The sequence below is a fragment of the Actinomadura formosensis genome, from assembly GCF_050948385.1.
In the GTDB taxonomy this organism is placed as follows: domain Bacteria; phylum Actinomycetota; class Actinomycetes; order Streptosporangiales; family Streptosporangiaceae; genus Spirillospora; species Spirillospora formosensis.
Genome location: NZ_CP192011.1, coordinates 1,762,531 through 1,786,493 on the forward strand (window position 1 = coordinate 1,762,531; position 23,963 = coordinate 1,786,493).

Genomic DNA, 23,963 nt, shown 5'->3' on the forward strand with positions numbered 1-23,963 from the left:
TGTCGAATCGACCGAGCCGTGATGGCAATACTATTCACAGCGAGCTTGCGGTGAGCCGTGACGTGCGGCGGGGCCGGAAATCCGAGAGGAGTCACTGACGTGACCTACGTCATTGCGCAGCCCTGCGTGGACCTGCTCGACAAGGCATGCATCGAGGAGTGCCCGGTCGACTGCATCTACGAAGGGAAGCGTCAGCTCTATATCCACCCGGACGAGTGCGTCGACTGCGGTGCGTGCGAGCCGGTCTGCCCGGTCGAGGCCATCTACTACGAGGACGACGTCCCCGAGCAGTGGAAGGACTTCTACAAGGTGAACGTGGAGTTCTTCGACGACCTCGGCTCGCCGGGCGGCGCGTCCAAGGTGGGGAAGATCGAGAAGGACCACCCGATCGTCGCCGCGCTCCCTCCGCAGAGCCACGACGACTGAGCCGGGCCCCACGCTTTCCGGGCCGTGGTCTCCCTGCTTCGGGAAGGCCGCGGCCCGCCGGGTCTCCAGAGGAGGAACAAGGTCGTGTTCACGTTGCCGGACTTTCCGTGGGATCGGCTCGCGCCCTACAAGGAGCGGGCGCTGGCGCACGCGGACGGCATCGTCGACCTGTCCGTGGGGACGCCCGTCGACCCGACGCCCGAGCCGGTCAGGGAGGCTCTCACCGCCGCGGCCGACGCGCCCGGCTACCCGCAGACGTACGGGACGCCGGAGTTGCGCGAGTCGGTCGCGGGCTGGCTGCGGCGCCGCGCCGGCGTGTCCGGCGCCGACCCGGACGCGGTGCTGCCCGTCATCGGCACCAAGGAACTGGTCGCCTGGCTGCCGACGCTGCTCGGCGCCGGCCCCGGCGACAAGGTCGTCTTCCCCGCGCTGGCCTACCCGACCTACGACGTGGGCGCGCGGCTGGCCGGGGCCACCCCCGTCTCGACCGACGGGCTGCTCGCGCTCGGCCCGGTCAAACCGAAGATCGTCTGGGTGAACTCGCCGTCCAACCCGACCGGCAAGGTGCTGCCGGTCGAGCATCTGCGCAAGGTCGTCGCGTGGGCGCGCGGCCGGGGCGCGCTCGTCGTCAGCGACGAGTGCTACCTGGAGTTCGGCTGGGACGAGGGGAATCCGCCGATCTCGATCCTGCACCCGGACGTGTGCGACGGCTCCCATGAGGGGCTGCTCGCCGTCAACTCCCTCTCCAAGCGCTCCAACATGGCGGGCTACCGCGCCGGGTTCGTCACCGGCGACATCGCGCTGGTCAAGCGGCTGCTGGAGGTCCGCAAGCACGCCGGCATGATCGTCCCGGCGCCGGTGCAGGCCGCGATGACCGCGGCGTTCGCCGACGACGCGCACGTGGACGAGCAGCGCGCACGGTACGCGCGCCGCCGCGCCGCGCTGCGCGCCGCGTTCGAGGGGCACGGCTTCCGCGTGGACCACTCCGAGGCGTCCCTGTACCTGTGGGCCACGGGAGACGAGCCGTGCTGGGACACCGTCGCCCACCTGGCGTCCCTCGGTATCCTCGTCGCCCCCGGCGAGTTCTACGGCCCGGCCGGGGCCCGGCACATCAGGATCGCCTTCACCGCGACGGACGAGCGCGTCGCCGCCGCCGTCGACCGCCTCTGACCCGGGGGCGGCCCGGTCCCGCTCTCGCAACGGATCACCGATTCCCGCGTGCAACCCGTGGTGCATTTGATACGTCTCATCGCGGTATGGGCTTGATAGGCCGCAGTCGATAGGATCCGCTGGTCTGCGCCCATATCGACGAAACGATGGAGGTGTCCGTGGGCGGAACGGCGATAGTGATCCTGCTGGCGCTGATCCTGGTCGCATTGATCGTGCTCATCCTCGTCCTGCTGCGGCGCCGTTCGGCTCCTGCGGCCCCCGCCCCGGTGGTCCCGCGCGACCCGTTCGCCCCCGAGGACCAGGTGGCCGGCGACCCGCGGGCCCTGAAGGCCGGCGACATGGTCGAGTACCTCGGCACCCGCTACTTCGTGCGCGGCTCGCTGCGGCTGAAGGAGGGCGGCTTCACCTGGAGCGAGCACCTCCTCGACGCCGACACCATCGAGGGCACCAAGGTGTGGGTCTCCGTCGAGGAGGACCCGGACCTTGAGGTCGTCTGGTGGACGGAGTACGACGCCGGGGACCTCACGCCCGGTGAGAAGACCATCGTCGTGGACGGCGTGGAGTACCGCCGCGACGAGCACGGCACCGCCGACTACACCAGCGAGGGCACGACGGGCGTCGGCGTCCAGGGCCGGGTCGAGTACGTCGACTACGAGGGCCCGCGCGGGAAGTACCTGTCGTTCGAGCAGTACGGCGGCGGCCCGTGGGAGGCGGGCCTCGGCGAACGCGTCCCGGCCGGATCGATGACGATCTACCCGGGTGGCGGTAGCTGACCTTGCGCGCGACCCTCGACACCCCCTACGCGGACGCGCGCGCCGACGGGCTCTCGTTCGCGCTCGGGCTGCCGCCGCTGGACGCGCTCGCCGTGCTGCCGGCGGAGCGCGCCGGCCTGACCGTGGAGCTGCGCCTGCTCGGCGCGTCCCACCAGGTCATCGCCGGTCCGCTGAGCGAGACGGTGGCGTGCCTGCCCGATGCCGCCGAGCCGCTGCCCGGACATGCCGCGACGCGCGTGCCCGGCTGGGCCTACGAGTTCACCGCGACGACCGCCGCGCACCGTGACGGGACGGCGTTCGCCCGTGCCGTCGAGGCCGTGTGCGCGCGGCTCGCGGACCGCGGTGACGCGCTGACCGGGGCGTTCCCCGGTTCGCCGCACGCCGTCACCGCACTGGCACTGGAAGAGACGCGGGAGCCGGGATTCGGCTGGCGGACCTGGCACGCCTACCCGCAGACCCGGGAGATCGTGATGACACGGAGCCGGCTGGTGAGACCATCGTGAACAGCAGATACCGGGTGGCGGGCGCGGTGCTCGCCGCCGCCGTGACCACCGCGGCGCTCGGCGGCTGCGGCCAGTCGGAGTCGTCGTGGATCGCCGACAAGTACTCCCGGGCGGGGGCGGGCACCTACCGCTCCCCGAAGGCTCCGTACACGGTGGCCTCGGAGATCGGCCGCAAGTTCAAGCCGATCGACCGCGTGGACGACATGGCGGCGATGGGCGCGGCGGGCGGCATCTTCATGCGCTACCCCAATCTCGTCGTCGGCGTGCTGCCGGACGGCGCGGGCAGCCGGATCACGGTCGACAATCCCCGCAGCGGCTACGGCCGCTACTACTCCCATGTCGGCGGGCGCTGGGCGAGCCCCGGAAGCCACGGATGGAACAGCAGAGGCGCCGCGTCGTTCCGGGGCGGCGGCCCAGGGTCGGGCAAATGAGGAGCGGCACATGAACGACGACATCCTTCGGGAGATCGGCGCGACCTTCGCCTACGGGGCGGTCGGGATCGCGCTGATGGCGCTCGGCTACCTGGTGGTGGAGGTGACGACGCCGGGCAGGCTCGGCAAGCAGATCTGGACCGAGGGCAACCGCGGCGCGGCGCTGCTGCTCGCGGTCAAGCTCTTCGGCATCGGCATGATCGTCACGACCGCGATCGTCACCAGTGACAACGACCTGGGCGCCGGCCTGGTCGACACCGCCGTGTTCGGCGCGATCGGCATCGTGCTGATGGTCGTCTCGTTCTTCCTGCTGGACGTGATCACGCCGGGCAGGCTCGGCGCGACGCTCGTCGACGCGGACGGCGGCGGCACCGCCATCCACCCGGCCGGGTGGGTCGTCGCCGCCGCCGACCTGGGCGTCGCCGCGATCGTGGCCGGGGCGGTCTCCTGACGACCCGCGATCTGGACCGGGCCGTCCGGCCGCCCGACCCGGAACCGTCCCGGGCGGACGGGCCGGGAAGGCCGCGCGTCCCGGTACGGTTCGCGCGCACCCTGATCCTCGCGGCCGTGTTCACGTGCGCGGCGTGCGGGCTGGTGTACGAGCTGGCGCTGGTCGCGCTGGGCAGCTACCTGGTCGGCAACTCCGTCACGCAGGCGTCGATCGTGCTGTCGGTGATGGTGTTCGCGATGGGCGTCGGGTCGCTGGCCGCGAAGCCGCTGCAGGGCCGCGCGATCGTCGCGTTCGCGGTCGTGGAGGGCGCGCTCGCGCTGGTCGGCGGCGTCTCCGTGCTGGCGCTGTACGCGGCGTTCGCGTGGCTCGACCTGTACGTCCCGGCGCTGGTGGTGGTGGCGTTCGCGGTCGGCGCGCTGATCGGCGCGGAGATCCCGCTGCTGATGACGCTGCTGCAGCGGATCCGCAGGCAGGACGCGGGGTCGGCGGTCGCCGACCTGTTCGCCGCCGACTACGTGGGCGCGCTGGTCGGCGGGCTGGCGTTCCCGTTCCTGCTGCTGCCGGCGTTCGGGCACATCAAGGGCGCGCTGCTGGTCGGCGTGGTGAACGCGGTCGCCGGGGTCGCGGTGGTGCTGTGGCTGTTCCGCCGCGAACTCGGCCGGGTCGCGCGGGCCGCGCTGGCGCTCGGCATGGTGGCCGTCCTCGCCGTGCTCGGCGGTGTCTACGCGCTGGCGGACGGGTTCGAGGTGTCGGCGCGGCAGGCGCTCTACAGCGACCCGATCGCGGTGGCGGAGCGCACGAGGTACCAGGAGATCGTCATTACCCGGCAGGCCGGGCTCGGCCCGCCGGACCTGCGGCTCTTCCTGAATGGCGATCTCCAGTTCTCCTCGGTGGACGAGTACCGGTACCACGAGTCGCTCGTTCATCCGCTGATGTCCGGGCCGCACGGCCGGGTGCTCGTTCTCGGCGGCGGGGACGGGCTGGCGCTGCGCGAGGTGCTGCGCTACAAGGACGTCCGGAGCGCGACGCTGGTCGAACTGGACCCGGAAATGCTGCGCCTGGCCCGCACCTACGGGCCGATCGCGTCCCTCAACCACCGCTCCTTCGAGGATCCGCGCGTGGAGACCGTCACCGCTGACGCGTTCTCCTGGCTGCGCGGCCTGAACGAGCAGTACGACGCGATCATCGTGGACATGCCCGACCCCGATGACGTGGCCACGGCCAAGCTGTACTCGGTCGAGTTCTACGGGATGGTGAAGCGGGCCTTGGCGCCGGGCGGGCGGATGGTCGTCCAGTCGGGTTCGCCGTACTTCGCGCCCAAGTCGTTCTGGAGCATCCAGAAGTCGATAGCCGCCGCCGGTCTCGCGACCACCCCGTACCACGTGGACGTGCCGAGCTTCGGTGACTGGGGGTTCGTCCTGGCGTCCCCTACCAAGGAACCCCCCGCGCTCAAGCTCGCACCCGACCTCACTGGGCTTCGCTTCCTTGACAGTGCGGTCCTGCAGGCGTCGACGGTTTTCCCCAAGGACCGCCGTGGCCGGGACGTGGAGGTCAACACCCTCGTCCACCCGCGCCTGGTCGAGTACGAGGGCGAGGAGTGGAAGAACGCCTGATCAGGTGGGCACCGACCGGCGGACGGCAGATACATTGGCCCTGTATCAGCACTCACTTACTTGAGGGAGACCGCCGGATGGGACGCGACATCTACACCGACGAGCACCACGCCTTCCGCGACATGGTGCGCTCCTTCATCGAGAAGGAGATCGCCCCCCACCACGAGCAGTGGGAGAAGGACGGCATCGTCTCCCGTGAGGTGTGGCTGGCGGCCGGACGCGCGGGCCTGCTCGGCATCGACATGCCGGAGGAGTTCGGGGGCGGCGGCAACCCCGACTACCGCTACTACGTGATCTTCAACGAGGAGCTGGCGAAGGCCGGCGTCCACGGCCCCGGGTTCGCCGTCCACAACGACATCAACGGCGGCTACCTGCGCCAGCTGTGCACGGACGAGCAGAAGCGGCGCTGGTTCCCCGGCTACTGCTCCGGCGAGATCATCACCGCGATCGCGATGACCGAGCCCGCCGCCGGATCCGACCTGCAGGGCATCAGGACCACCGCGGTCGGGGACGGCGACGACTACGTCCTGAACGGGTCGAAGACGTTCATCTCCAACGGCATCCTCGCCGACCTGGTCATCGTGGTCGCCAAGACCGACCCGGCCGCCGGGGCGAAGGGCGTCAGCCTCCTGGTGGTCGAGCGCGGCATGGCGGGCTTCGAACGCGGCCGCAACCTCGACAAGGTCGGCATGCACGCCCAGGACACCGCCGAGCTGTTCTTCGACAACGTCCGCGTCCCGAAGGCGAACCTCCTCGGTGAGGAGGGCATGGGCTTCATCTACCTGATGCGGAACCTCGCCCGGGAGCGGCTGTCGATCGGCGCGACCGCGCAGGCCGCCGCCGAGACCGCGTTCGAGCAGACCCTCGAATACTGCAAGACGCGGGAGGCGTTCGGGCGTCCCATCGGCAAGTTCCAGCACAACCGCTTCACGCTCGCGGAGATGAAGACGGAGCTGACGGTCTCCCGCGCCTTCACCGACGAGTGCATCGTCAAGGAGAGCGCCGGCGAGCTGACCGCCGACGAGGCCGCGATGCTCAAGTGGTGGAACACCGAGCTGCTCAAGCGGGTCGTGGACCGCTGCGTCCAGCTCCACGGCGGCTACGGCTACATGACGGAGTACCCGATCGCGAAGGCGTACCAGGACGTCCGCATCCAGACGATCTTCGGCGGCACCACCGAGATCATGAAGGAGATCATCGGCCGCGGTCTCGGGGTCTGACCGCCCCGCCCGGGCCCAACGGCACCGGTCAGGGGGGACGAAAGCCCCTATGCCCCGCCGGTGGATCGGTTCCACGATCGTGCCTACGGCGCTCCGTGACGAGGCGGACGCGCGGGAGCGGAGGGCGGCACACGTGACGGACTACCCCTACGCCGGCCGGTTCGAGGTCCACCGGAGGCTCCCCGAGGAGGGGCGGCCCCCGGTGGAGATCCTCGCCGAGCTGCGGGAGATGGCGGCCGGAGAGGACGCCCTCTGGGAGACGGGCAAGGCGTCCGGGACGATCTACTGCGGCGACCACGACCACTACGCCTTCATGACCGAGACGTACGGCCTGTTCGGTCACGCGAACGCCCTGCAGCGGGACATGTTCCCCAGCGCGACGAAGTTCGAGGGCGAGATCCTCGCCATGACCTTCGACCTCATGCACGCCGGCGCCGTCACCGGCACCACGCCGGGCGGGGTGGTGACGACCGGCGGTACCGGCAGCATCCTGCACGCGATGCTCGCCTACCGGGACGCCGCCGCCCGCCATCGCGGCGTCACGCGTCCGAACATCGTCAAGCCGGAGACCGCGCATCCCGCGTTCGACAAGGCCGGGCACCTGTTCGGCATCGAGGTGCGGCGGGCGCCGGCCGACCCCCGCACGACCCTGGTGGACGCCGGGGCCGTGGCCGGGCTCATCGACGCGGACACGATCGCGGTGATCGGCTCGGCGGGCAACTACGGGTACGGGACGATCGACCCGATCGCGGAGCTGTCGGAGCTGGCACTGGCCCGGGGCGTCGGCCTGCACGTGGACGCCTGCCTCGGCGGGTTCATCCTCCCGTTCGGTGAGGAACTGGGCCTGGACGTCCCCGTCTTCGACTTCCGCCTGCCGGGCGTGACCAGCATCTCCGCCGACACCCACAAGTACGGGTACGGGCTGAAGGGCACGTCCACGCTGCTGTTCCGCGACAGCGGGCTGCGCAACGAGCTGTACTTCCTCAACGCGGGGTGGAGCGGCGGGAAGTACCTGTCGCCGGGCATCGAGGGCTCCCGGTCGGGCGGGCTGCTCGCCGCCACCTGGGCGGGGATGGTCAAGCTCGGACGCTCCGGATACCGCCGCCACGCCGAGCGGATCTTCGCCACCGCGCGGCAGATGATCGACGCGGTCCGGTCGCATCCCGAACTGCGGGTGCTGGGCGACCCGACGTTCCTGTTCAGCTTCACCTCCGACGAGTTCGACATCTACCACGTGTACGACTTCATGGCGGGCCGCGGCTGGCGGCTCAACGGCCAGCAGTATCCGAACGCCGTCCACATGGCGGTGACCCGGCCGCAGACCCGGCCGGGGGTCGCCGAGACCTTCGCCGCCGACCTCGCCGCCGCCGTCCGGTACGCCGCCGAGAGGGAGGCGGCGGGGGAGAAGCCCATGTCGGGCGCGGTGTACGGGGGCGTGCCCGGCGGGCTCACCGAGGAGGCGGACGACTTCATCCGGCAGATCATGGCCGGGATGCTCGACACCCAGCAGTCGCTGCCCCCGGCCGCCCGCTGACCCGGCCGGAGCCACCGATGACATCCGTGCCGCAGAAGCAGTACGTCCTCACCGTCGATCTCGGCTCGACCGGGCTGAAGGTCGGCCTGGTCTCGCTCACCGGGGAGATCGCCCGCTGCGAGTTCGCCCTCCTCACCACCCGCCGGCCGGGCGGCGGCGCGTCCACCCAGGACGCGGGGGAGTGGTGGCGGCTGCTCACCGAGGCCGCCCGGCGGGTGATGGCCGCCGGTGCGGTCCGTCCCGACCAGCTCGTCGCGGCGTCGTGCACCGGGCAGTGGGCCAGCACGGTGCCGGTGGACGCGGCGGGCCGCCCGGTCGGCGACTGCCTGCTGTACGACGACACGCGGGGCGCGCCCTACTCCCGGGCCCTGATCGCCGGGCCGGTCGCCGGGTTCGCGCCGCGCAACGCGCTGACCTGGGTCCGCAGGACGGGCGGGGCGCCGTCGCCGTCCGGCGCCGACCCGATCGGGCATCTGCTGTTCCTGCGCCACGACATGCCGGAGGTGTACGCGGCGGCGCGCTGGTTCCTGGAGCCGGTCGACTACCTGACGATGCGGATGACCGGGGTCGCCGCCGCCACGCACGCCTCGATGACGGCCGCCTGGCTGACCGACAACCGGCGCCCGGACGTGCTGCGCTACGACGCGGACCTGGCCCGCCGGGCGGGGGTGGACGCCGGCAGGCTTCCGCCGCTGTGCCCGATCGGCTCGGTGGTCGGCACCGTCACCGGTCACGCGGCCGGCGAACTCGGGGTGCCCGAGGGGCTGCCGGTGGTGACCGGCCTGCCCGACCTGCACGCGGCGGTCTGCGGCGCCGGGACGCTGGACGATTTCCAGGCCCATCTGGCGATCAGCACGACGTCCTGGATCGGGCTGTCGGTGCCGTTCAAGAAGACCGACGTGCTGCGGTCGATCGCCAGCGTGCCGGGCCTGTCGGCCGGCTCCTACGTCGTCGCGAACAACCACGAGACCGGCGGCCGGTGCCTGCAGTGGCTGAACGAGACCGTGCTGGGCGCGCCCGCCACCGGCGACTCCGACTACGAGCGGCTGGTGACCCGCGCCGCCGCCGTCCCGCCGGGCAGCCACGGCGTGCTCTTCACCCCCTGGCTGGACGGTGAACGCTCACCGGTCGACGACCGCGACGCCCGCGCGGGCTTCCACAACCTGTCCCTGACCACGACGCAGGACGATCTCATCCGCGCCGTCCTGGAGGGCGTCGCCTACAACGACCGGTGGCTGCACGAGGCGGTCGAGCGGTTCGCCGGACGCCGCCTCGACCCGATCAGGGTGATTGGCGGCGGCGCCCGGTCCGATCTGTGGTGCCAGATCCACGCCGATGTGCTCGGCCGCACCGTCGAGCGCGTCGCCGATCCGATCAACGCGGGCCTGCGCGGCCAGGCCGTCTTCGCCGGGCTGTCGCTGGGCGCCGTCCGCCGCGAGGACGTCCGGATCGGCGTCGACCGCGTCTTCCGCCCGGACCCTTCGGCCGCGGCGGAGTACGAGCGCCTCTACCGGGAGTTCCCCGGCCTGTACCAGAGCCAGCGGCGCATGTTCCGCCGCCTCGCGCGGGGCCGGGTGCCGGACCCGTCGGGGCTTACCCCAGCGGGGGCACGACCGCCTCGATGAGGTGCGGGCCCGGCTCGGCGATCGCCCTGCCGAACTGGTCCGCGAACTCCTCGGCCGTGCGGGCGCGGGACGCGGGGACCCCCATGCCGGACGCCAGCGCGACGAAGTCGAGGGAGGGCCGCGACAGGTCGACCATGTCCCGGGCGATGGTCCCCGCCGCGGGCGGTGCCGCCATGGCGCCGACGCGTGTCGTCTCCATCGACAGGATCGCGTAGGCGCCGTTGTTGAACACGACGGTGGTGACGTCCAGGCCCTCCCTGGCCTGCGTCCACAGCGCCGAGATCGTGTACATGGCGCTGCCGTCCGCCTCCAGGCAGATGACGGGACGGTCCGGGCGGGCGACCGCGGCGCCGGTCGCGACCGGCAGGCCCTGGCCGATCGCGCCGCCGGTCAGCGTGAGCCAGTCGTGCGGTGGCGCGCCGGCGGTGGCGCCCGCGAGCCACAGCCCGGACGTGTTCGCCTCGTCCGACACGATCGCGCCGTCGGGGAGCAGCGCGCCGATGACGGCGGCGGCGGTCTCCGCGGTGAGCGCCCCGGTCGGGATCTCCGGCCGCGCCGCGGCCTGCCGGGGCGGACGCGCGTCCCCGGCGACCGCGTCGGCGAGCCCGGCAAGGGACTCGGCCGGGTTCGCGCCGAGGTCGTGCACCTGGCAGCCGTCCGGCACCAGGTCGCCCGGAAGATCCGGATAGGCGAAGAACGTCACCGGCCGCCGCGCGCCCGCGAGCACGATGTGCCGGGCGCCCGCCAACTGTGCCGAGGCCATCTCGCCCAGGTAGGCGAGCCGCTCCACCGGCGGGACACCGGCGCCGCGCTCCAGCCGGGCGGGGAACGTTTCGCACAGCACCCGCGCCCCGGTCGCCGCCGCGATGCGCCCGGCGGCCTCCAGCCCCGCGCGCCGGGTCGCGGCCCCGCCGATCAGCACGACGCACGGCTCACCGCCGGTCAGCGCGGCGGCGACCGGTTCCAGCGCGTCGCCGGCCGCCGGCGCGGGCGGCGGGGCGGGCCGGGCCTCGGCCACCGTCCCGCCCTCCGACCAGGCGGCGTCCGCGGGCACGATCAGCGTGGCGACGCCCCCCGCCCGGGCCGCCGCGACCACGTCCGCCGCGGCCGGGCCGACGTCCGCGGCGGTCTGCGGCAGCCGCATCCACGCCGACACCGACCCGGCCACCGTCGCGATGTCCGACTGCAGCGGCGCGTCGAACCGGTGATGGTGGGTGGCGTGGTCACCGATCACCGTGACGACCGGGGTCTTCGCCCGCCGCGCGTTGTGCAGGTTGGCGAGCCCGTTCGCCAGCCCCGGGCCGAGATGCAGCAGGACGGCGGCGGGCCCGCCCGCCATCCGCCCGTACCCGTCGGCGGCGCCCGTCGCGACCCCCTCGAACAGGCACAGCACACCTCTCGCCCGCGGCTCGCCGTCCAGCGCCGCCACGAGGTGCAGCTCGGACGTGCCCGGATTCGCGAACCACACGCCGACCCCGGCGTCCGCCAGCGTGCGCACCATGGCCTGAGCGCCGTTCATCTGCCTCTCCCCAGCTCAGCCGAACAGGACCCCGGGGTTCAGTATCCCGTCCGGGTCGAACGACGTCTTGATCCGCCGCATCAGCTCCACCTTCACCGGATCCTCCAGGGCGCGGAAGTGGCGGCTCTTCTCCCGCCCGATGCCGTGCTCCCCGCTGATCGCGCCGCCGCACTCGACGGCCGCCGCGAGGATCTCGTCCATCACCCGGGCCAGCGCGTCCGCGTCCGGCTGGAACACCGACAGGTGCACGTTGCCGTCCCCGGCGTGCCCGCACCCGCCGATGAGCGCCCCGCGCCGCGCGCCGATCCGCTGGACGGCGGTGAAGAACCCGGCGAGCACGGCGCGCGGCACGACGGCGTCGACGATCGCGTCCGCCCCGGCGCTCCGGGCCGCCCAGAACGCCTTCTCCCGGGCCGTGACCAGCTTCCGGAGGGGCCCGTCCGCAAGGACGTACACGTCGGCGGCGCCCAGGTCCGCCAGCTGCCCGCCGAGCGCCCGGACGTCCTCCTCCAGCCGCTCCGCCGAACGGTTCTCCAGCACGACCAGCAGATAGGCGCCGGCGGTGTCGCGGACCTCCTGCGGCACGCCGAGATCCAGCCCGGCGTTCTGCGTGATCGCCGCCATGGCGAGGACGTCCACGTACTCCAGGACGAGCGGGTCCAGCCCGCCGCCCGTCAGCCGGGGCACCGCCGCCGTGACCGCCTCCACGCGGGCGAACGGCGCCAGCACCCCGGCCCGGTGCGCGAGCCGGGGCCGCAGCCGCAGCGTCGCCTCCGTCACCAGCGCGAGCGTGCCCTCCGACCCCACGATGAGCTGCGTCAGGTCGTATCCGGTGGAGGTCTTCACGTACCGGCCGCCCGTCCGGATCACCTCCCCGGTGGCGAGCACCGCCTCCAGCCCGAGGACGTGATGCCGGGTCACCCCCTCCTTCACCGCGTGCATCCCGCCCGCGTTGGTGGCGATCGTCCCGCCGAGGGTGGCGCCGTCCTCACCGGGAAAGATGGGGTACACCAGGTCCTTCCCGGCGGTCGCCCGGTCGAGTTCCCCGAGTGTGACGCCCGGCTGCACGACCGCGACCTGCCCGTCCGCGTCGATCTCCAGGACCCGGTTCATCCGCTCGAACGACACCACCAGCCCGCCGGCGCAGGGCACCGCCGCACCGGACAGGCCCGTCCCCGCCCCCCGCGCGGTCACCGGCACCCCGTGCGCGGAGGCGACCCGCAGCACGCCCGCGACCTGCTCGGTGTGCGCGGGCAGCACCACCGCGTCCGGCCGCACCCCGGCGACGCCCAGCGACTCGTCCCGCCCGTAGTCCGGGGGCACCGCGTCGCCCGACAGCACATGTTCCGCACCGACGACCTCCGCCAGCGCCGTCCGGACATCCGTCATGGCTTCCTCCCACCGGCAGGTCACGTCGGCAAGTGTGACGCCACCCGCCCGCCCCCGGTAGGGGGACTTCCGGCCCGAACCCGCGGGCCGAAGGTCCCCCGCGAACCGCTCCGCCCCGGGCGGGCGGCCGGAGCGCCGGTCAGCGGGGTGCCAGGACGTCCGCCGGGCGCAGCGCCAGCCACACCCCCACCACCGTGTAGGTGCCCAGCAGCCATGCCGCGCTGACCAGGGTGGCCGCGCCCCCGCCGGCGGCCTGCCCCGCCATCGACACCGGCAGCCACAGCCCGCACAGCGGGAGGTACCAGCGCAGCGGGCCGCGGTAGCGGCCGACCTTCAGCACCGCGATGCCGAGGACCAGCATCCCCAGGTTGGACAGCGGCCAGCACGCGTCGATGATCGCCAGCCAGGGCGGCAGGTCCTCGTACGTGTGGCCCACATACGACATCGAGAGCAGGTTGAACAGGAACGCGCCGGGCGTCAGCGCCAGCACCGCGATCGGGAACGCCCGCCCCTTCCGCGCGCCCGTCCCCCCGGTGTACAGCACGACCAGCGCCAGGCAGAACAGCCCGGCCACATAGCCGAGCCCGGTCACGCAGTCCACCAGCGTGATCCCCTTCTTGACCTCCTCCCCGACGACGACGAGCCCCACCGCCCACACCGCCGCGCCGGCGGCCAGCATCACCCCCGCCAGGCGCACCGCGGCCGCCGTCCGCGGCGCGGGCAGCCCCGGCCCCCCGGAGGCCGCGGGCGCGCCGGCCCGGCCGGCGTCGGCGGCCTGGCCCATGTTGACGAGCCTGCTGCGTTCCACGCGGACCGGCGGCTCCGCCGGGTGCGGGTGTTCCGTGGGGTCCTGTCCCATCGGCCGTATCGACATGCTCACTCCACGATCTTCGGTGCGGCGCCCCCTGCGCCGCGGTACGTCCACCATCGGCGGGGGACGTCCCGGGCGGGCAGGGGCGGCGCGCACTCCGCCGTCCCGGATCTGCCCGGCCGGACCGGGATATCGTCCCCGCTGGTCAGGGGCGCCCGTCCCGGCCCGCGGGACGGCGGGCATGGGATCCTCGGTGCGTGAGAAGACCGCTCCCTGCCTCCCGTTTCCGGTGGTCCGGGCGGTGGCTCACGACCGCGGCGGTGGCCGCGGCCGTCGCCGTCGCCGCGGGCACCGCCGCCGGGTTCTGGCTCGACGCGCTGAACGGCGACGGCCGCCGTCCCGAGCCCCTGGCCTGGTCGGCCTGGGGCTCCACGGTGCCGGGCCTGGCGCTGGCGCTGGCCGGCGCGATCCTGGCCACCCGCCTGCCCCGGCACGTGATGACCTGGCTGCTGGTCGGCGGCGGCGTGCTGGCGTGCGGCAACGGCGTGGCCGCCGCGTACGCGTCGTTCTCGCTGCTGGAACATCGCGGCGCCCTGCCGCTGACCTCGCTCGCCGCCTACATCGGCGGCCGCACCGGCCCCTCGCTCAACCTCATCCCGCCGCTGTTCCTGCTGTTCTTCCCCGACGGGCGGCTGCCCTCGCCGCGCTGGCGGTGGCCGGTGGGCGTCTCGCTGGCCTGCACCGGGCTGGCGCTGCTGTTCGGCCTGACCGCCCCGTGGCGGGTCTTCGTCTCCGCCGAGGGCGAGAGCCCGGACGCCCCGAGCATGGCCGGCCTGGCACTGGACCCGACCACGCCGCCGCTGCCCGACGCCGCATGGCGCACGCTGCTCGGCCTCGTCCTGCCGCTCATCGCCGTCAGCCTGTTCGTGCCGGTCGCGGCGTTCGTCCGCCGGTTCTTCGGCGCCGACCCCGAACGGCGGGCGCAGCTGCGGTGGATGCTGCTGGCCGCGCTGCTGAACCTCGCCCTGATGGCCATCCCGCTGCTCGCGCCGGGGAACTGGGTGAACGACGCCGCGTTCGCCGCCGGGCTGGTGGCGCTGGCCGCCGCCGTGCTGATCGCGGTGTCCCGGTACCGGCTGTACGAGGTGGACCTGCTGCTCGGCCGCACCCTGCTGTACGGGGGGCTGGCGGCCGCGGTGGTCGCCATCGACATGGCCGTGTTCCTGAGCGTGGGCACGCTGCTCGACGAGCCGCTGGCCGCGATCACCGGCGCCGGCGTCGTGGCCGTGCTGTACGCGCCGCTGCGGGCCCGGCTGCAGCGCTCCGTGGACCGGCTGGTGACCGGCCGCGGCGACCCGTACGACGTGGTGTCGGCGCTGGCGCGCCGCCTGGAGGACTCCAGCGGCTCGGGCGAGCTGCTGGTGGAGGTCGCGCAGGCGGTGGGCGCCGCGTTCCGGTCGCCCTACGTGCGGGTGGAGATGAACCGCACCGACGGGCACACCGTCGTCGCCGAGCACGGCACCGCGAGCGCCGGCGCGGTGGTCCTGCCGGTGGCCTACCGGGGCGTGCCGATCGGCCGGCTCACCCTCGTGCCGCAGACCGGGACGCGCCTGTCGGACGCCGACCAGCGGCTGCTGGCCGACGTGGTCCGGCAGGCCGCCGCCGCCGTCCGCGCCACCGCGCTGACCGAGGAACTGCAGCGCAGCCGGGAACACCTGGTCACCAGCGTGGCCGAGGAACGCCGGCGGCTGCGCCGCGACATGCACGACGGGCTCGGCCCCGCCCTGGCCGCCGCCGCCCTGAAGATCGAGGCCGCCCGCAACCTGGCGGCCCGCGACCCCGCCGCCGCCGACCGGACCCTGGCCGACGTGCGCCGCGACCTGTCGGCCGTGCTCGCCGACGTGCGCCGCCTGGTGCACGACCTGCGCCCGCCCGCACTCGACCAGTTCGGGCTGGTCGGCGCCGTCCAGCGGCAGATCAGCCGGTTCGACGGCGCCGGCCTGGCCATCACCCTCGACCTCGGCGCACCGGGCGCCGCCGGCTCCGGCGAGGTGCTGGCGGACCTGCCGGCCGCGGTCGAGGTCGCCGGCTACCGCATCGTCTGCGAGGCGCTGGCCAACGTCACCCGGCACGCAGCCGCGAGCCGCTGCACCGTGCGCCTGGCCGCGCCCGCGGACGCCCTGGAGATCGAGATCACCGACAACGGCCGCGGGATAGCGCCGGACGCCGTCGTCGGCGTCGGCCTGCTCGGGATGCGCGAGCGGGCCGAGGAACTCGGCGGGCAGTGCACGGTGACCTCTCCGCCGTGCGGCGGGACACGGGTGCACGCCGTCATCCCCTACCGCGCCTCGGCGCGGCGGCACGACCACGAGAAACGGGACGCCGGGATAGAGTCGCTGCCGGCCGCCGACCTGGGAGGAGCCTGATGACCGCTGCGGAACGGCCGCGGGTGCTGCTGGCCGACGACCATCCGATCTATCGCGATGGCCTGTCGCTGATGCTGACCTCCACCGGTGCCGTGGAGGTGGTCGGCACCGCGGCCGACGGCGTCGACGCCGTCGACATGGCGCGGCGGCTGCAACCGCACGTGGTCGTGATGGACCTGCAGATGCCCAAGCTGGACGGCATCGAGGCGACCCGCCGCATCACCGGCAGGCACCCCGGCATCGCGGTGCTGGCGCTGACGATGCACGAGGACGACGAGAGCGTCCTGGCCGCCATGCTCGCCGGCGCCCACGGCTACCTGGTCAAGGGCGCCGACCAGGCCGAGATCCTGCGCGCCATCACCGCCGTCGCCAACGGCGAGATCATCTTCGGCCCGGCGCTGGCCGCGCGGGTCACCGCGTACTTCGCCAGGCTCGCCGCCCCCCGCGCCGCCGAGCCGGACCCGTTCCCCCACCTCACCGCGCGCGAACGCGAGGTGCTCACGCTCATCGCCGGGGGCCTGACCAACCGCCAGATCGCCGACCGGCTGTCGCTGTCGCCCAAGACGATCCGCAACAACGTCTCCGCCGTGCTCGCCAAACTCCAGGTCGCCGACCGCACCCAGGCCGTCCTGCGCGCCCGCGAGGCCGGCCTCGGCCCCTGACCCCGCCCGCCGCACGCGCGTTCGTCAGCGGAGTCTGCTCTCGATCCAGGTGACGGCGTAGTCGACGGCCTGCGACGCCTCGAACAGGTAGCTGTCGGCGGCGCCGACCCTGCCCTTCCGGCCGATTCCCTCGGCGAGCATGTCCTCGGCGATGACCGCGAACGGGTCCCGCCCCTCGGGCACCACGGCGGAGTAGTCGAAGGCCCCGTCCTCCGAGTCGATGTCGTGGAAGCGGCGCCAGACCCGCCGGCCGTCCACGAGGACGGGCTGTTCGTAGTCCACGAACCTTTTGCCGGGCGCCTCGGCGAGCGCCTCCGCGTGATGCAGCAGCGTCATGGTGTCGAGAGGAGCGCCCAGCAGCAGGACCCGGCCGTTATGGGCCACCAGCCGCGCGAGCGGGCTGTCCGCGCCATGGGGGTCGTCCCACGGATGGTCGGCGGTCAAGTCGGCCGCCGCCGCTCCCAGGGCCGCGAAGCTGACGTCCGGGTGCCGGCTGCGCACCGCCCCCGGCCACCGGCGCAGCGCCTCGGGGAGACGTCCGTTGCTGTGGTCGGCCTCGCTGAGACCGGGGTCGTAGGCGGGGTGCTCCGCGCGCAGGGCGTCCTGCCAGGGCTGAGGCCAGGTGACGAAGTCATAGGGCGGTGCGTCGTTCCAGCCGCAGTACGTCATGAGCGTGCCCCGCGGTCCCACCACGTCACCGAGCGCGCCGATGACGGTCTGCGGCCCGCCGGCCACGTAGCCGATGGCGGACATGCGGGTGTGGAACATGACCGCGTCGCCGCGGCCGAGGCCGAGCGCTTCCAGGTCGCGGCTGATCCGGCTCCGGGTCACCGGCCCGCCGGAACCGGCGAGCAGGCTCATCTCGTCCATGATCGCGATCATAGGCGGGACCGTCCGGCCGGAGCGCGTTCCCTTCCGGTTGGACGAGATCCGGGAAAGCTGGGTTTAATCGGCCGAGTAAATGATCATGGTGGAGAGGGCGAGGACAAGCGCAGAATCGTGCTTCTTCCGATGTCGGCCGCGATGGTGGTGGCCGGTGAAGCGCCGGGGTGTCAAGCACGTGCGGCTGCTCATCGTCGGGGGCGTCCACCACCTCACCGAGCCCATCGTCTGGGACTACTCCCCGAAGGGGTCGAGCGTCGTCTTCGACACCGCCTCGGGCACGGGCCGCGTCGTCTTCGACGGGTCGCGGATGAACACCGCGCGGGCCGCCCGCTACCCCGGCGAGACGACCTGCGCGACCTACCTCCTGTGCATCAAGGCCGGGTACGGGAGCTTCACCATCTCCGGCAAGACGTTCCAGAACGCCCCGAACGGGATCAGGCTGAAGGGCAACACGAATATCACCATCACCGGGAACGTCTTCAAGAATCTGAGCGGTTCCAAAGGGTACGGCGGAATTCACACGGAGAGCTCCTCCGGGCTGAAGATCAAGAACAATCTGTTCTCCAAACTGAAGAACTCGGGCAAGATGCACGGCATCTACCTCGTCCGGACTTCGAGGAGCACGATCTCCGGCAACAGGTTCGAGTACGTGACGGGCGACCCCGTCCGCGTCCGCGTCAGCAGCAACAACCTCGTCAGCGGCAACAAGTTCTATCGCTCGGGCTCCTACGCCACGTTCAGCGAATGGCGGGACACCACGAAGGGTGAGGGGTGCGGCAAGGGCAACGTCTTCAGCATCTTTCTAGTGAGGAACCCCGGCCCATCGGGGCCGGGAGGAATCGCTTCCCTGGTGCGCGGCGCGTCGGCGCCGCCTCGCCGGGTTCCCCGCATGCTGGGGAACGTAATGGTAATGTCACGGATTGTGAAACTGGTGGTGCAGGTGAAGCTGCTGCCGACGCCTGAGCAGGCGTTGGCGCTGGAGGCGACCCTGCACGCCGTCAACGTCGCCGCCACCCGGGTGTCGGCCGTGGCCTTCGACAAGTTCGGGCTTCGGTGCCGCGAGACGCCGCTGCGGCGGTTGTGTTACGCCGAGTTGAAGGCCGCCGGGCTGGGGGCGCAGGCCGCGCAGCATGTGATCAAACGGGTCGTGGACGCCTACACCGCCCTGCGGGCCGGTATCCGCAACGGCAATCTCGGCGGCCCGGCGTCCCGGCGGCGCCGCAAGGCCGAGTCCAAGCCGGTCGTGTTCCGCCCGGACGCGGCGCACACTTTTGACGACCGCAACCTGTCGTGGCGGTTGGACGCGGGCACCGTCAGCATCTGGACCGTTCATGGCCGGTGTAAGAACCTGCGGCTGGCCTGCTCGCCCGAGCAGGCCAGGACACTGGCCGCGCACCGGCACGGCGAATCGGACCTGGTCCACCGGGACGGCATGTGGTTCCTGCTGGCCACCTGCGACATCCCCGAACCGGACGTGTACGAGCCCGCCGACTGGATCGGGGTGGACCGCGGGATCGTCAACCTGGCCACCACCAGCGATGGCGACAACCATCAAGGACGACGCCTGGGCCGGTACCGGCGGTGGCAGGCCCGCAAGCGGGCGGAGATCCAGGCCAAGCGGACCCGTTCGGCGGCCCGGCTGCTGAAGAAGCGGGCGCGGCGTGAGGCGCGGCACGCCCGGCATGTCAACCATAAGATCTCCAGGCAGGTCGTCGCCGTCGCGGCACGCACCGGCCGCGGAATCGCGCTCGAAGAGCTGGGTGGGATCCGCGAACGGGTCACGGTTCCTCGCGACCAGCGGGCGCGCCTGTCGTCCTGGCCGTTCCACCAGCTCGGCGAGTTCCTCGAGTACAAGGCCCGCCGTGCCGGTGTGCCGTTCCTGCAGGTGGATGCGGCCTACACCTCGCAGCGCTGCCCGCGCTGCGGCCACACCGCCAGGAACAACCGTCCCTCGCGGGACCATTTCTGTTGTCGCCGGTGCGGTCTCGCTGGACCCGCCGACGTCGTCGCCGGGGTCAACGTGCGTGACCGCGCGCGCTCGGCGTGGGTATTCGTCAACATGCCCGCACCGGCCCCGGCATAGCCCCGGAACCTGGTGGATGCGACCCGTGACCGCCCCGCCGTAGCGGGCAGTCGGGAGCGTGAACAAAGCCCACAAGGACCCAGCTGACAAGCGCGGTCCTTCAGGGCCGAGTAGTTGACCAAGAACATTTACGGCAACAGCTACGGCAACAAGAAGAAGCCCATGATCCTTTGGGGCGGTAAGGGCAGCCCGCCGGTCTGGGGCAAGTGCTCCACCCCGTCGATCAAGAACGGCGGCGGCAACAAGTACAGGACCACCAAACCCTGGTAACCCGCCCGCGCGCCCGACCTCTGGGGACCTCACGCCCGCGTCCGGGCGTGGGGTCCCTGCCGTAGGTCGCGGGCGCCCGGACATCATGGTCGCTGTCCGACGTGCCGAGACAGGGAAGACGATGCGGTGATCCCGATTTACACGACCGATGGCGTCCCGATCGCGAACGCGGGACCGGTAGAGCGCGCCTGGCCGGTCTGGACGGACGAGGCCGAGATCGGGCACGGCCTCGACCGCCTGGCGTACCAGGCGGCGCAGCAGGGCGCGCACGCCATTGTGGCGTTGAAGATCACCGCCTACTGGGTCCCGGCCGGGGACACCTACTTGATGCCCGGCAGGACAGTGCAGGACCTCATCCCCCGCGCACGGCACGTCCTGTTCGGCACCGCCGTCCTCCTCGGCGCTCCCGAGCCGTCCCGCCACCACGTGTCGGCGTCCGGCGAGGACAGTCCCGGGCTGGGGCCGGTCGCGTAGGAGCGACGCCTGCCTGCGCTCCCGGCGGCTGCGCAGGCAGGTGGGGTCGCTGGAGGAGCGGCAGCCGTTACGGGGGAGTTGGACGTGGCGACTGCGCGGGCGCGTGTCGTGAGGTGGGCGTTCGCCCGGAATGGGCGGCCCCGGAACGGTTGCCGGTCGGGGGGACTGTCGGCGGCCTGCGCTCAGAGGGTGGGAGCGCAGGTACCGGACGGCAACCGCTCCGGGAGTTCAATGGCGCTTCACTGTCGGAAGCCGCCTGGGAAGCGGCGTGTTGCCCTCCCCCCACCCAGAGGGCAACACGCCGCTGGTCAAGGAAGCCAGCAGGCTGGCTGATGTCTACCGGCTACGTTCACTGGCGGCGTGTTGCCTTCATCGGCGGTCGGCCGGATAAGGGCAACACGCTGCGAGTGAACGCGAACCACGGTGCCGACTTGGGGAAGGTATGTCGGCATTAGCGGTGTTTTCCGGTGTAACTGTGGTCGGTGATTGCCATGCCGACGAAGAGGGCCAGCAGCCAGATTGCGAAGAATGCGAGGAGTGAGGCGCCCGTGATCGCCAGTTTGGCGATCACAGCGTGCCCTCGATCTCACGTTGGTTGGCGAGGGCCTCGCTGAGCAGCTCGTACGTGTCCTCGACGAGGGTTTCGCATAGGCCGTAGTAGATCTCCTTCTGGGTAAGGGGACGGCCGAGACGAGTGGCCAAGAGACATTCCATCGTCGGCGGCCGGCGGATGCGCCAGAACGGGTACTGCTCCTGAAGACGTGCGAGTTCTCGATCGTTCACGGGTCGGGGTTCCCTGCGAATTGGTCCGGCGTTTCGCAGGAAAGCCTTGCAGGGAAGAGTTACTCTGAGCCACGAACCGCTCACCCCCCGATGAGCACCCCCCAATGAGTCAGGCGCCGCCCCCGAACACACGGGCCGACACCCAGGAGACCCCCGATGGCACCCTCACGCGACGCTGCCCCCTCCGCCTACCAGGAGGTGTTCGTCAACGAGTTGCGTGCGAGGCGCGAAGCGTCCGGCCTCTCCCGGAACAAGCTCGCGGCGGCGTTGGGCTGCACGCCCCAGTGGATCGCCAAGGTCGAGACCTTCGAGAAGCCCCCGTCCGAGGGCCTCGCCGACGACCTCGACACCTACTTCCAGATGGGCGGCGCCTTCCGTCGCATGTGGGAGAAGCATGTAGAGGCGCGGAAGCATGGTTTGATTCCCAACGGCTTTCGGCCACTGGCTGAAGCGGAACCCGAGGCTTCGCACATCAGCATCTACGAACCCCTGCTGCTCACAGGTCTCCTGCAGACGGAGGAGTACGCACGCTTTGTACTTGGTGCGGGAATGCGTACGGACCAGGTGGAGGAGTTGGTCGCGATACGTATGGAGCGGCAGGCGATCCTGCGAAGGGCAGACCCGCCATGGATGTTCGTACTCATCCGCGAAGCGGTCATACGGGATCTCAGATGGGAATTTCGGACGGACCAGTGCAAGCGCCTGCTGGAAGTCATGGACCATCCCAAGATCGCGCTTCAGGTCATCCCTACAGATGCTGCAGTGTTTCAGCCGTGCGGATTTCAGTTGCTTGGGTTTAAACAAGCACCGGATGTTGCGTACGTGGACGGAGTGGGGCGACACGGTCAGGTGCTCACGAACCCACGCGATGTTCAGGAACTTGCCATACTGTTCAACGTGATCCGGACTGCCGCGCTGTCGGGTGCGGAGTCCGAAAACCTGATCCGTACGATCATGGAGAGCACGTGAGCACACTGGATCTATCGTCCGTCCGTTGGCGCAAGAGCTCTAGGAGCGACTCCGAGGGGGGCGCGTGTGTTGAGGTGGCAGCACTTGCCTCGGTTGTCATCGTGAGGGACTCGAAGGATCCGGATGGGCCAAAGTTGACCTTTGGTCGCGTGGCGTTTGGTGCGCTGGCGCGGGACATCCGTGCCGAACAGTACGACCGCTAACCAACGCTGGAGGTCGCATGGGTATGTCCATCCCCTCGTCCGTCCACTGGCGCAAGAGCTCGCACAGCGACCAGGAGGGCGGCAATTGCATCGAAGTCGCCTCGTGGCGCAAGAGCAGCCGGAGCGACGCGTCCGGCGGAGATTGCGTTGAGGTGGCGTCCTGGCGGAAGAGTTCGCGGAGCGACTCATCAGGTGGCAACTGCGTTGAGGTCGGCCGGGGCGTCTCTGTCGTGGCGGTGCGGGACTCGAAGGATCCGGACGGGCCGATGCTGACCTTCGGGCGGGCCGCCTTCGGGACGCTGGCGCGGGACATTCGCGCGGGCCACTACGACGAGTAGGCGACCCCCTGCGACACCTGGAGGGCCTCACGTCCACGATCGGGCGCGAGGCCCTCGCCTTCCCGCCGGCCGAGCCCGCCGCCTGAACCCGCGCGAACTCCTCATCGGTGAACCGCACGAGCGGCTGAGACTCCGGCCCGTCCCGCACGTCGCGGCGCCTCATCGCCGGGGCCGCTCCCCGCCGGGCAAAGGTGCTGACAGGGCCATGCTTCCGCCAGGAACCCCGCCCCGAGCACGACGCGTCGAAGACCGCGGGACACCGGCCTTCGGTCTCATCGATCCGGCGCCTGGGAACGCAGGCGGTCTGCGTGCCGGGTCTGGTTGTCCAGCGCGCGATGCAGAAACGTCTCGATGATCTCCAGCTCGGCGAAGGTGAACCGGCGCAGCTCGGCCAAGGCGTCGGTCACGATCGGCCCCCAGATCCCCTGGCCGGCCGTGTGAGCCTGGTCGGTCAGGTGGACCAGGACGCGGCGCCGGTCCGCCGCGTCGCGGACTCGCCGGGCCAGGCCGGCCCGCTCCAGCCGGTCGATGGCGGTGGTGGCCGCGCCGCCGGTCAGCCCGGCGGCGGCGGCCAGCTCGCTCGCGGTCAGCGGGCCACGGGCGGTCAGCCGGCTCAGGCACCGCAGGTCGGTGCGGTTGACACCCAGGCGCCGGGCCGCCAGCTCATCGATCAGATCGGTGGCGTCCTGAAGCTCCTGGACCGCCCTGGTGATGGCGCCCATCCTCATTTCCTTTGACAATCTAATCCTTAGATAGTTAAATTAATGAGCTCGACCAAGTCTAACCTCCGAGGGAGACCGCCGTGCCAGATCACCCGCTGCACCTGCGACAGGCGACGACGAGCGATGTTCCGGCCCTGCTGGCGCTGATGGACTCCGTCCTGAAGTGGCTGGTGGCCCAAGGGCGGCCCCAGCAGTGGGGAACGGTGCCGTTCTCGCAGCAGCCGGGTTTCCCCGACCGGGTCGCCGACTGGACCTCCCAAGGCGTCATCACCATCGCCGAGCGAGACGGCGAATGCGTCGGGCTCCTGGCCGCGGCGCCCATGGTCCCGCCGCGCATCCCCGCCGGTGTGGTCCCCGACGGCTCGATGTTCATCCACACCGTGATGACCGACCGTGGCTCCGCCGGCCGGGGCGCGGGCTCGGCCCTGCTGACCCACGCCGAGCATCTCGCCAGAGCACACGGCGCCCCCGCCCTGGCCCTGGACCACTGGGCGGGCAGCCCCGAACTCGGACGCATCTACGACGAACACGGCTACCTCCCGGTCGCCGAGTACACCGACGAGCAAGACGGAGACACCGTCCGCAACCTCGTGCGCGTTCGGAATCTCGATAGGCCCCAGGCGTAAGGGGCAATGCCCCGCGCCCCCGTATGCGGGCGGACTGGCGAACGACATGCGCAAGTG

25 protein-coding genes are annotated in these 23,963 nt (G+C 71.8%); 19 read left to right on the plus strand and 6 right to left on the minus strand.

Features of this window, described 5'->3' with window-relative positions; all coding sequences use genetic code 11:
- The first annotated feature begins 99 nt into the window (after window positions 1-99).
- From fdxA to ACQP1N_RS08305, 10 genes are all read left to right on the plus strand, one after another.
- On the plus strand, window positions 100-426 hold the full coding sequence (gene fdxA, locus ACQP1N_RS08260; RefSeq protein ID WP_067794899.1) for a ferredoxin: 327 nt from the start codon (window positions 100-102) through the stop codon (window positions 424-426).
- Between the two features lie 84 nt (window positions 427-510).
- Window positions 511-1,596 (plus strand): succinyldiaminopimelate transaminase, encoded by a 1,086-nt coding sequence (gene dapC / locus ACQP1N_RS08265; RefSeq protein ID WP_067794897.1) that lies wholly within the window; start codon window positions 511-513, stop codon window positions 1,594-1,596.
- A 146-nt stretch (window positions 1,597-1,742) separates the two neighbouring features.
- Window positions 1,743-2,369 carry a DUF4178 domain-containing protein gene (locus ACQP1N_RS08270; RefSeq protein WP_067794895.1) on the plus strand — a complete coding sequence of 209 codons (627 nt, stop codon included), beginning with the start codon at window positions 1,743-1,745 and terminating at the stop codon, window positions 2,367-2,369.
- A gap of 2 nt (window positions 2,370-2,371) precedes the next feature.
- Complete coding sequence (locus tag ACQP1N_RS08275) at window positions 2,372-2,872, plus strand: DUF2617 family protein (protein WP_433230170.1); 501 nt, start codon at window positions 2,372-2,374, stop codon at window positions 2,870-2,872.
- Window positions 2,869-3,303, plus strand: a complete 435-nt coding sequence (locus ACQP1N_RS08280; RefSeq protein ID WP_067794890.1) for a DUF4247 domain-containing protein — start codon at window positions 2,869-2,871, stop codon at window positions 3,301-3,303. The genes ACQP1N_RS08275 and ACQP1N_RS08280 overlap by 4 nt, the downstream gene beginning before the upstream one ends.
- 10 nt (window positions 3,304-3,313) lie before the next feature.
- Window positions 3,314-3,754 (plus strand): DUF350 domain-containing protein, encoded by a 441-nt coding sequence (locus ACQP1N_RS08285; protein WP_433230173.1) that lies wholly within the window; start codon window positions 3,314-3,316, stop codon window positions 3,752-3,754.
- 116 nt (window positions 3,755-3,870) lie between these two features.
- Window positions 3,871-5,367: a polyamine aminopropyltransferase gene (locus tag ACQP1N_RS08290; protein WP_433230175.1), complete on the plus strand. Its 1,497-nt coding sequence runs from the start codon at window positions 3,871-3,873 to the stop codon at window positions 5,365-5,367.
- Window positions 5,368-5,444: 77 nt separating this feature from the next.
- Complete coding sequence (locus tag ACQP1N_RS08295) at window positions 5,445-6,587, plus strand: acyl-CoA dehydrogenase family protein (RefSeq protein ID WP_433230178.1); 1,143 nt, start codon at window positions 5,445-5,447, stop codon at window positions 6,585-6,587.
- A 133-nt stretch (window positions 6,588-6,720) separates the two neighbouring features.
- Window positions 6,721-8,121 (plus strand): pyridoxal phosphate-dependent decarboxylase family protein, encoded by a 1,401-nt coding sequence (locus ACQP1N_RS08300; RefSeq protein ID WP_067795001.1) that lies wholly within the window; start codon window positions 6,721-6,723, stop codon window positions 8,119-8,121.
- Between the two features lie 17 nt (window positions 8,122-8,138).
- On the plus strand, window positions 8,139-9,746 hold the full coding sequence (locus ACQP1N_RS08305; RefSeq protein WP_433230181.1) for a xylulokinase: 1,608 nt from the start codon (window positions 8,139-8,141) through the stop codon (window positions 9,744-9,746).
- Here the strand turns inward: ACQP1N_RS08305 and ACQP1N_RS08310 are convergent.
- From ACQP1N_RS08310 to ACQP1N_RS08320, 3 genes are all read right to left on the minus strand, one after another.
- Complete coding sequence (locus tag ACQP1N_RS08310) at window positions 9,715-11,265, minus strand: acetolactate synthase large subunit (protein WP_433230183.1); 1,551 nt, start codon at window positions 11,263-11,265, stop codon at window positions 9,715-9,717. The two genes, ACQP1N_RS08305 and ACQP1N_RS08310, sit on opposite strands and share 32 nt — an antisense overlap.
- Before the next feature lie 15 nt (window positions 11,266-11,280).
- Window positions 11,281-12,654: an FAD-binding oxidoreductase gene (locus ACQP1N_RS08315; RefSeq protein WP_067794875.1), complete on the minus strand. Its 1,374-nt coding sequence runs from the start codon at window positions 12,652-12,654 to the stop codon at window positions 11,281-11,283.
- A 139-nt stretch (window positions 12,655-12,793) separates the two neighbouring features.
- Window positions 12,794-13,528, minus strand: a complete 735-nt coding sequence (locus ACQP1N_RS08320) for a hypothetical protein (protein ID WP_433230185.1) — start codon at window positions 13,526-13,528, stop codon at window positions 12,794-12,796.
- Between the two features lie 194 nt (window positions 13,529-13,722).
- On the opposite strand from ACQP1N_RS08320, the gene ACQP1N_RS08325 reads away from it, so the two are divergent.
- Together ACQP1N_RS08325 and ACQP1N_RS08330 are read left to right on the plus strand one after the other, a co-directional pair.
- The gene (locus ACQP1N_RS08325) at window positions 13,723-15,891 is read left to right on the plus strand and encodes a sensor histidine kinase (RefSeq protein ID WP_433230187.1); all 2,169 of its coding nucleotides are present in this window, start codon (window positions 13,723-13,725) and stop codon (window positions 15,889-15,891) included.
- On the plus strand, window positions 15,891-16,553 hold the full coding sequence (locus tag ACQP1N_RS08330; protein WP_433230189.1) for a response regulator: 663 nt from the start codon (window positions 15,891-15,893) through the stop codon (window positions 16,551-16,553). The genes ACQP1N_RS08325 and ACQP1N_RS08330 overlap by 1 nt, the downstream gene beginning before the upstream one ends.
- Before the next feature lie 24 nt (window positions 16,554-16,577).
- Here ACQP1N_RS08330 and aac(3) read toward each other — a convergent pair whose 3' ends face one another.
- Window positions 16,578-17,423 carry an aminoglycoside 3-N-acetyltransferase gene (gene aac(3), locus ACQP1N_RS08335; RefSeq protein ID WP_433230191.1) on the minus strand — a complete coding sequence of 282 codons (846 nt, stop codon included), beginning with the start codon at window positions 17,421-17,423 and terminating at the stop codon, window positions 16,578-16,580.
- A 166-nt stretch (window positions 17,424-17,589) separates the two neighbouring features.
- Between aac(3) and ACQP1N_RS08340 the strand changes: the two genes are divergently transcribed.
- The 3 genes from ACQP1N_RS08340 to ACQP1N_RS08350 all read left to right on the plus strand — a co-directional run bounded on the left by ACQP1N_RS08340 (window position 17,590) and on the right by ACQP1N_RS08350 (window position 20,265).
- Window positions 17,590-19,521 (plus strand): RNA-guided endonuclease TnpB family protein, encoded by a 1,932-nt coding sequence (locus ACQP1N_RS08340; RefSeq protein ID WP_433230193.1) that lies wholly within the window; start codon window positions 17,590-17,592, stop codon window positions 19,519-19,521.
- Between the two features lie 114 nt (window positions 19,522-19,635).
- On the plus strand, window positions 19,636-19,791 hold the full coding sequence (locus ACQP1N_RS08345; protein WP_157419231.1) for a hypothetical protein: 156 nt from the start codon (window positions 19,636-19,638) through the stop codon (window positions 19,789-19,791).
- 126 nt (window positions 19,792-19,917) lie between these two features.
- Window positions 19,918-20,265 carry a hypothetical protein gene (locus ACQP1N_RS08350; RefSeq protein WP_433230196.1) on the plus strand — a complete coding sequence of 116 codons (348 nt, stop codon included), beginning with the start codon at window positions 19,918-19,920 and terminating at the stop codon, window positions 20,263-20,265.
- A gap of 567 nt (window positions 20,266-20,832) precedes the next feature.
- On the opposite strand, the gene ACQP1N_RS08355 is transcribed toward ACQP1N_RS08350, so the two are convergent.
- Window positions 20,833-21,048 (minus strand): hypothetical protein, encoded by a 216-nt coding sequence (locus ACQP1N_RS08355; protein ID WP_067800150.1) that lies wholly within the window; start codon window positions 21,046-21,048, stop codon window positions 20,833-20,835.
- A 156-nt stretch (window positions 21,049-21,204) separates the two neighbouring features.
- Between ACQP1N_RS08355 and ACQP1N_RS08360 the strand changes: the two genes are divergently transcribed.
- From ACQP1N_RS08360 to ACQP1N_RS08370, 3 genes are all read left to right on the plus strand, one after another.
- Entirely contained in the window at window positions 21,205-22,017 is an 813-nt protein-coding gene (locus ACQP1N_RS08360; protein ID WP_433230199.1) for a helix-turn-helix domain-containing protein, read from the plus strand.
- Between the two features lie 74 nt (window positions 22,018-22,091).
- A complete protein-coding gene (locus ACQP1N_RS08365) occupies window positions 22,092-22,220 on the plus strand; it encodes a DUF397 domain-containing protein (protein WP_433232621.1) in 129 nt (42 codons plus the stop codon).
- Window positions 22,221-22,237: 17 nt separating this feature from the next.
- Window positions 22,238-22,558: a DUF397 domain-containing protein gene (locus ACQP1N_RS08370; protein WP_433230202.1), complete on the plus strand. Its 321-nt coding sequence runs from the start codon at window positions 22,238-22,240 to the stop codon at window positions 22,556-22,558.
- Window positions 22,559-22,830: 272 nt separating this feature from the next.
- Here the strand turns inward: ACQP1N_RS08370 and ACQP1N_RS08375 are convergent, their stop codons facing one another.
- Window positions 22,831-23,280 carry a MarR family transcriptional regulator gene (locus tag ACQP1N_RS08375; protein ID WP_067800162.1) on the minus strand — a complete coding sequence of 150 codons (450 nt, stop codon included), beginning with the start codon at window positions 23,278-23,280 and terminating at the stop codon, window positions 22,831-22,833.
- Window positions 23,281-23,360: 80 nt separating this feature from the next.
- Here ACQP1N_RS08375 and ACQP1N_RS08380 point away from each other — a divergent pair, with 80 nt between their 5' ends.
- On the plus strand, window positions 23,361-23,906 hold the full coding sequence (locus tag ACQP1N_RS08380) for an N-acetyltransferase family protein (protein WP_433230206.1): 546 nt from the start codon (window positions 23,361-23,363) through the stop codon (window positions 23,904-23,906).
- Window positions 23,907-23,963 lie beyond the last annotated feature (57 nt).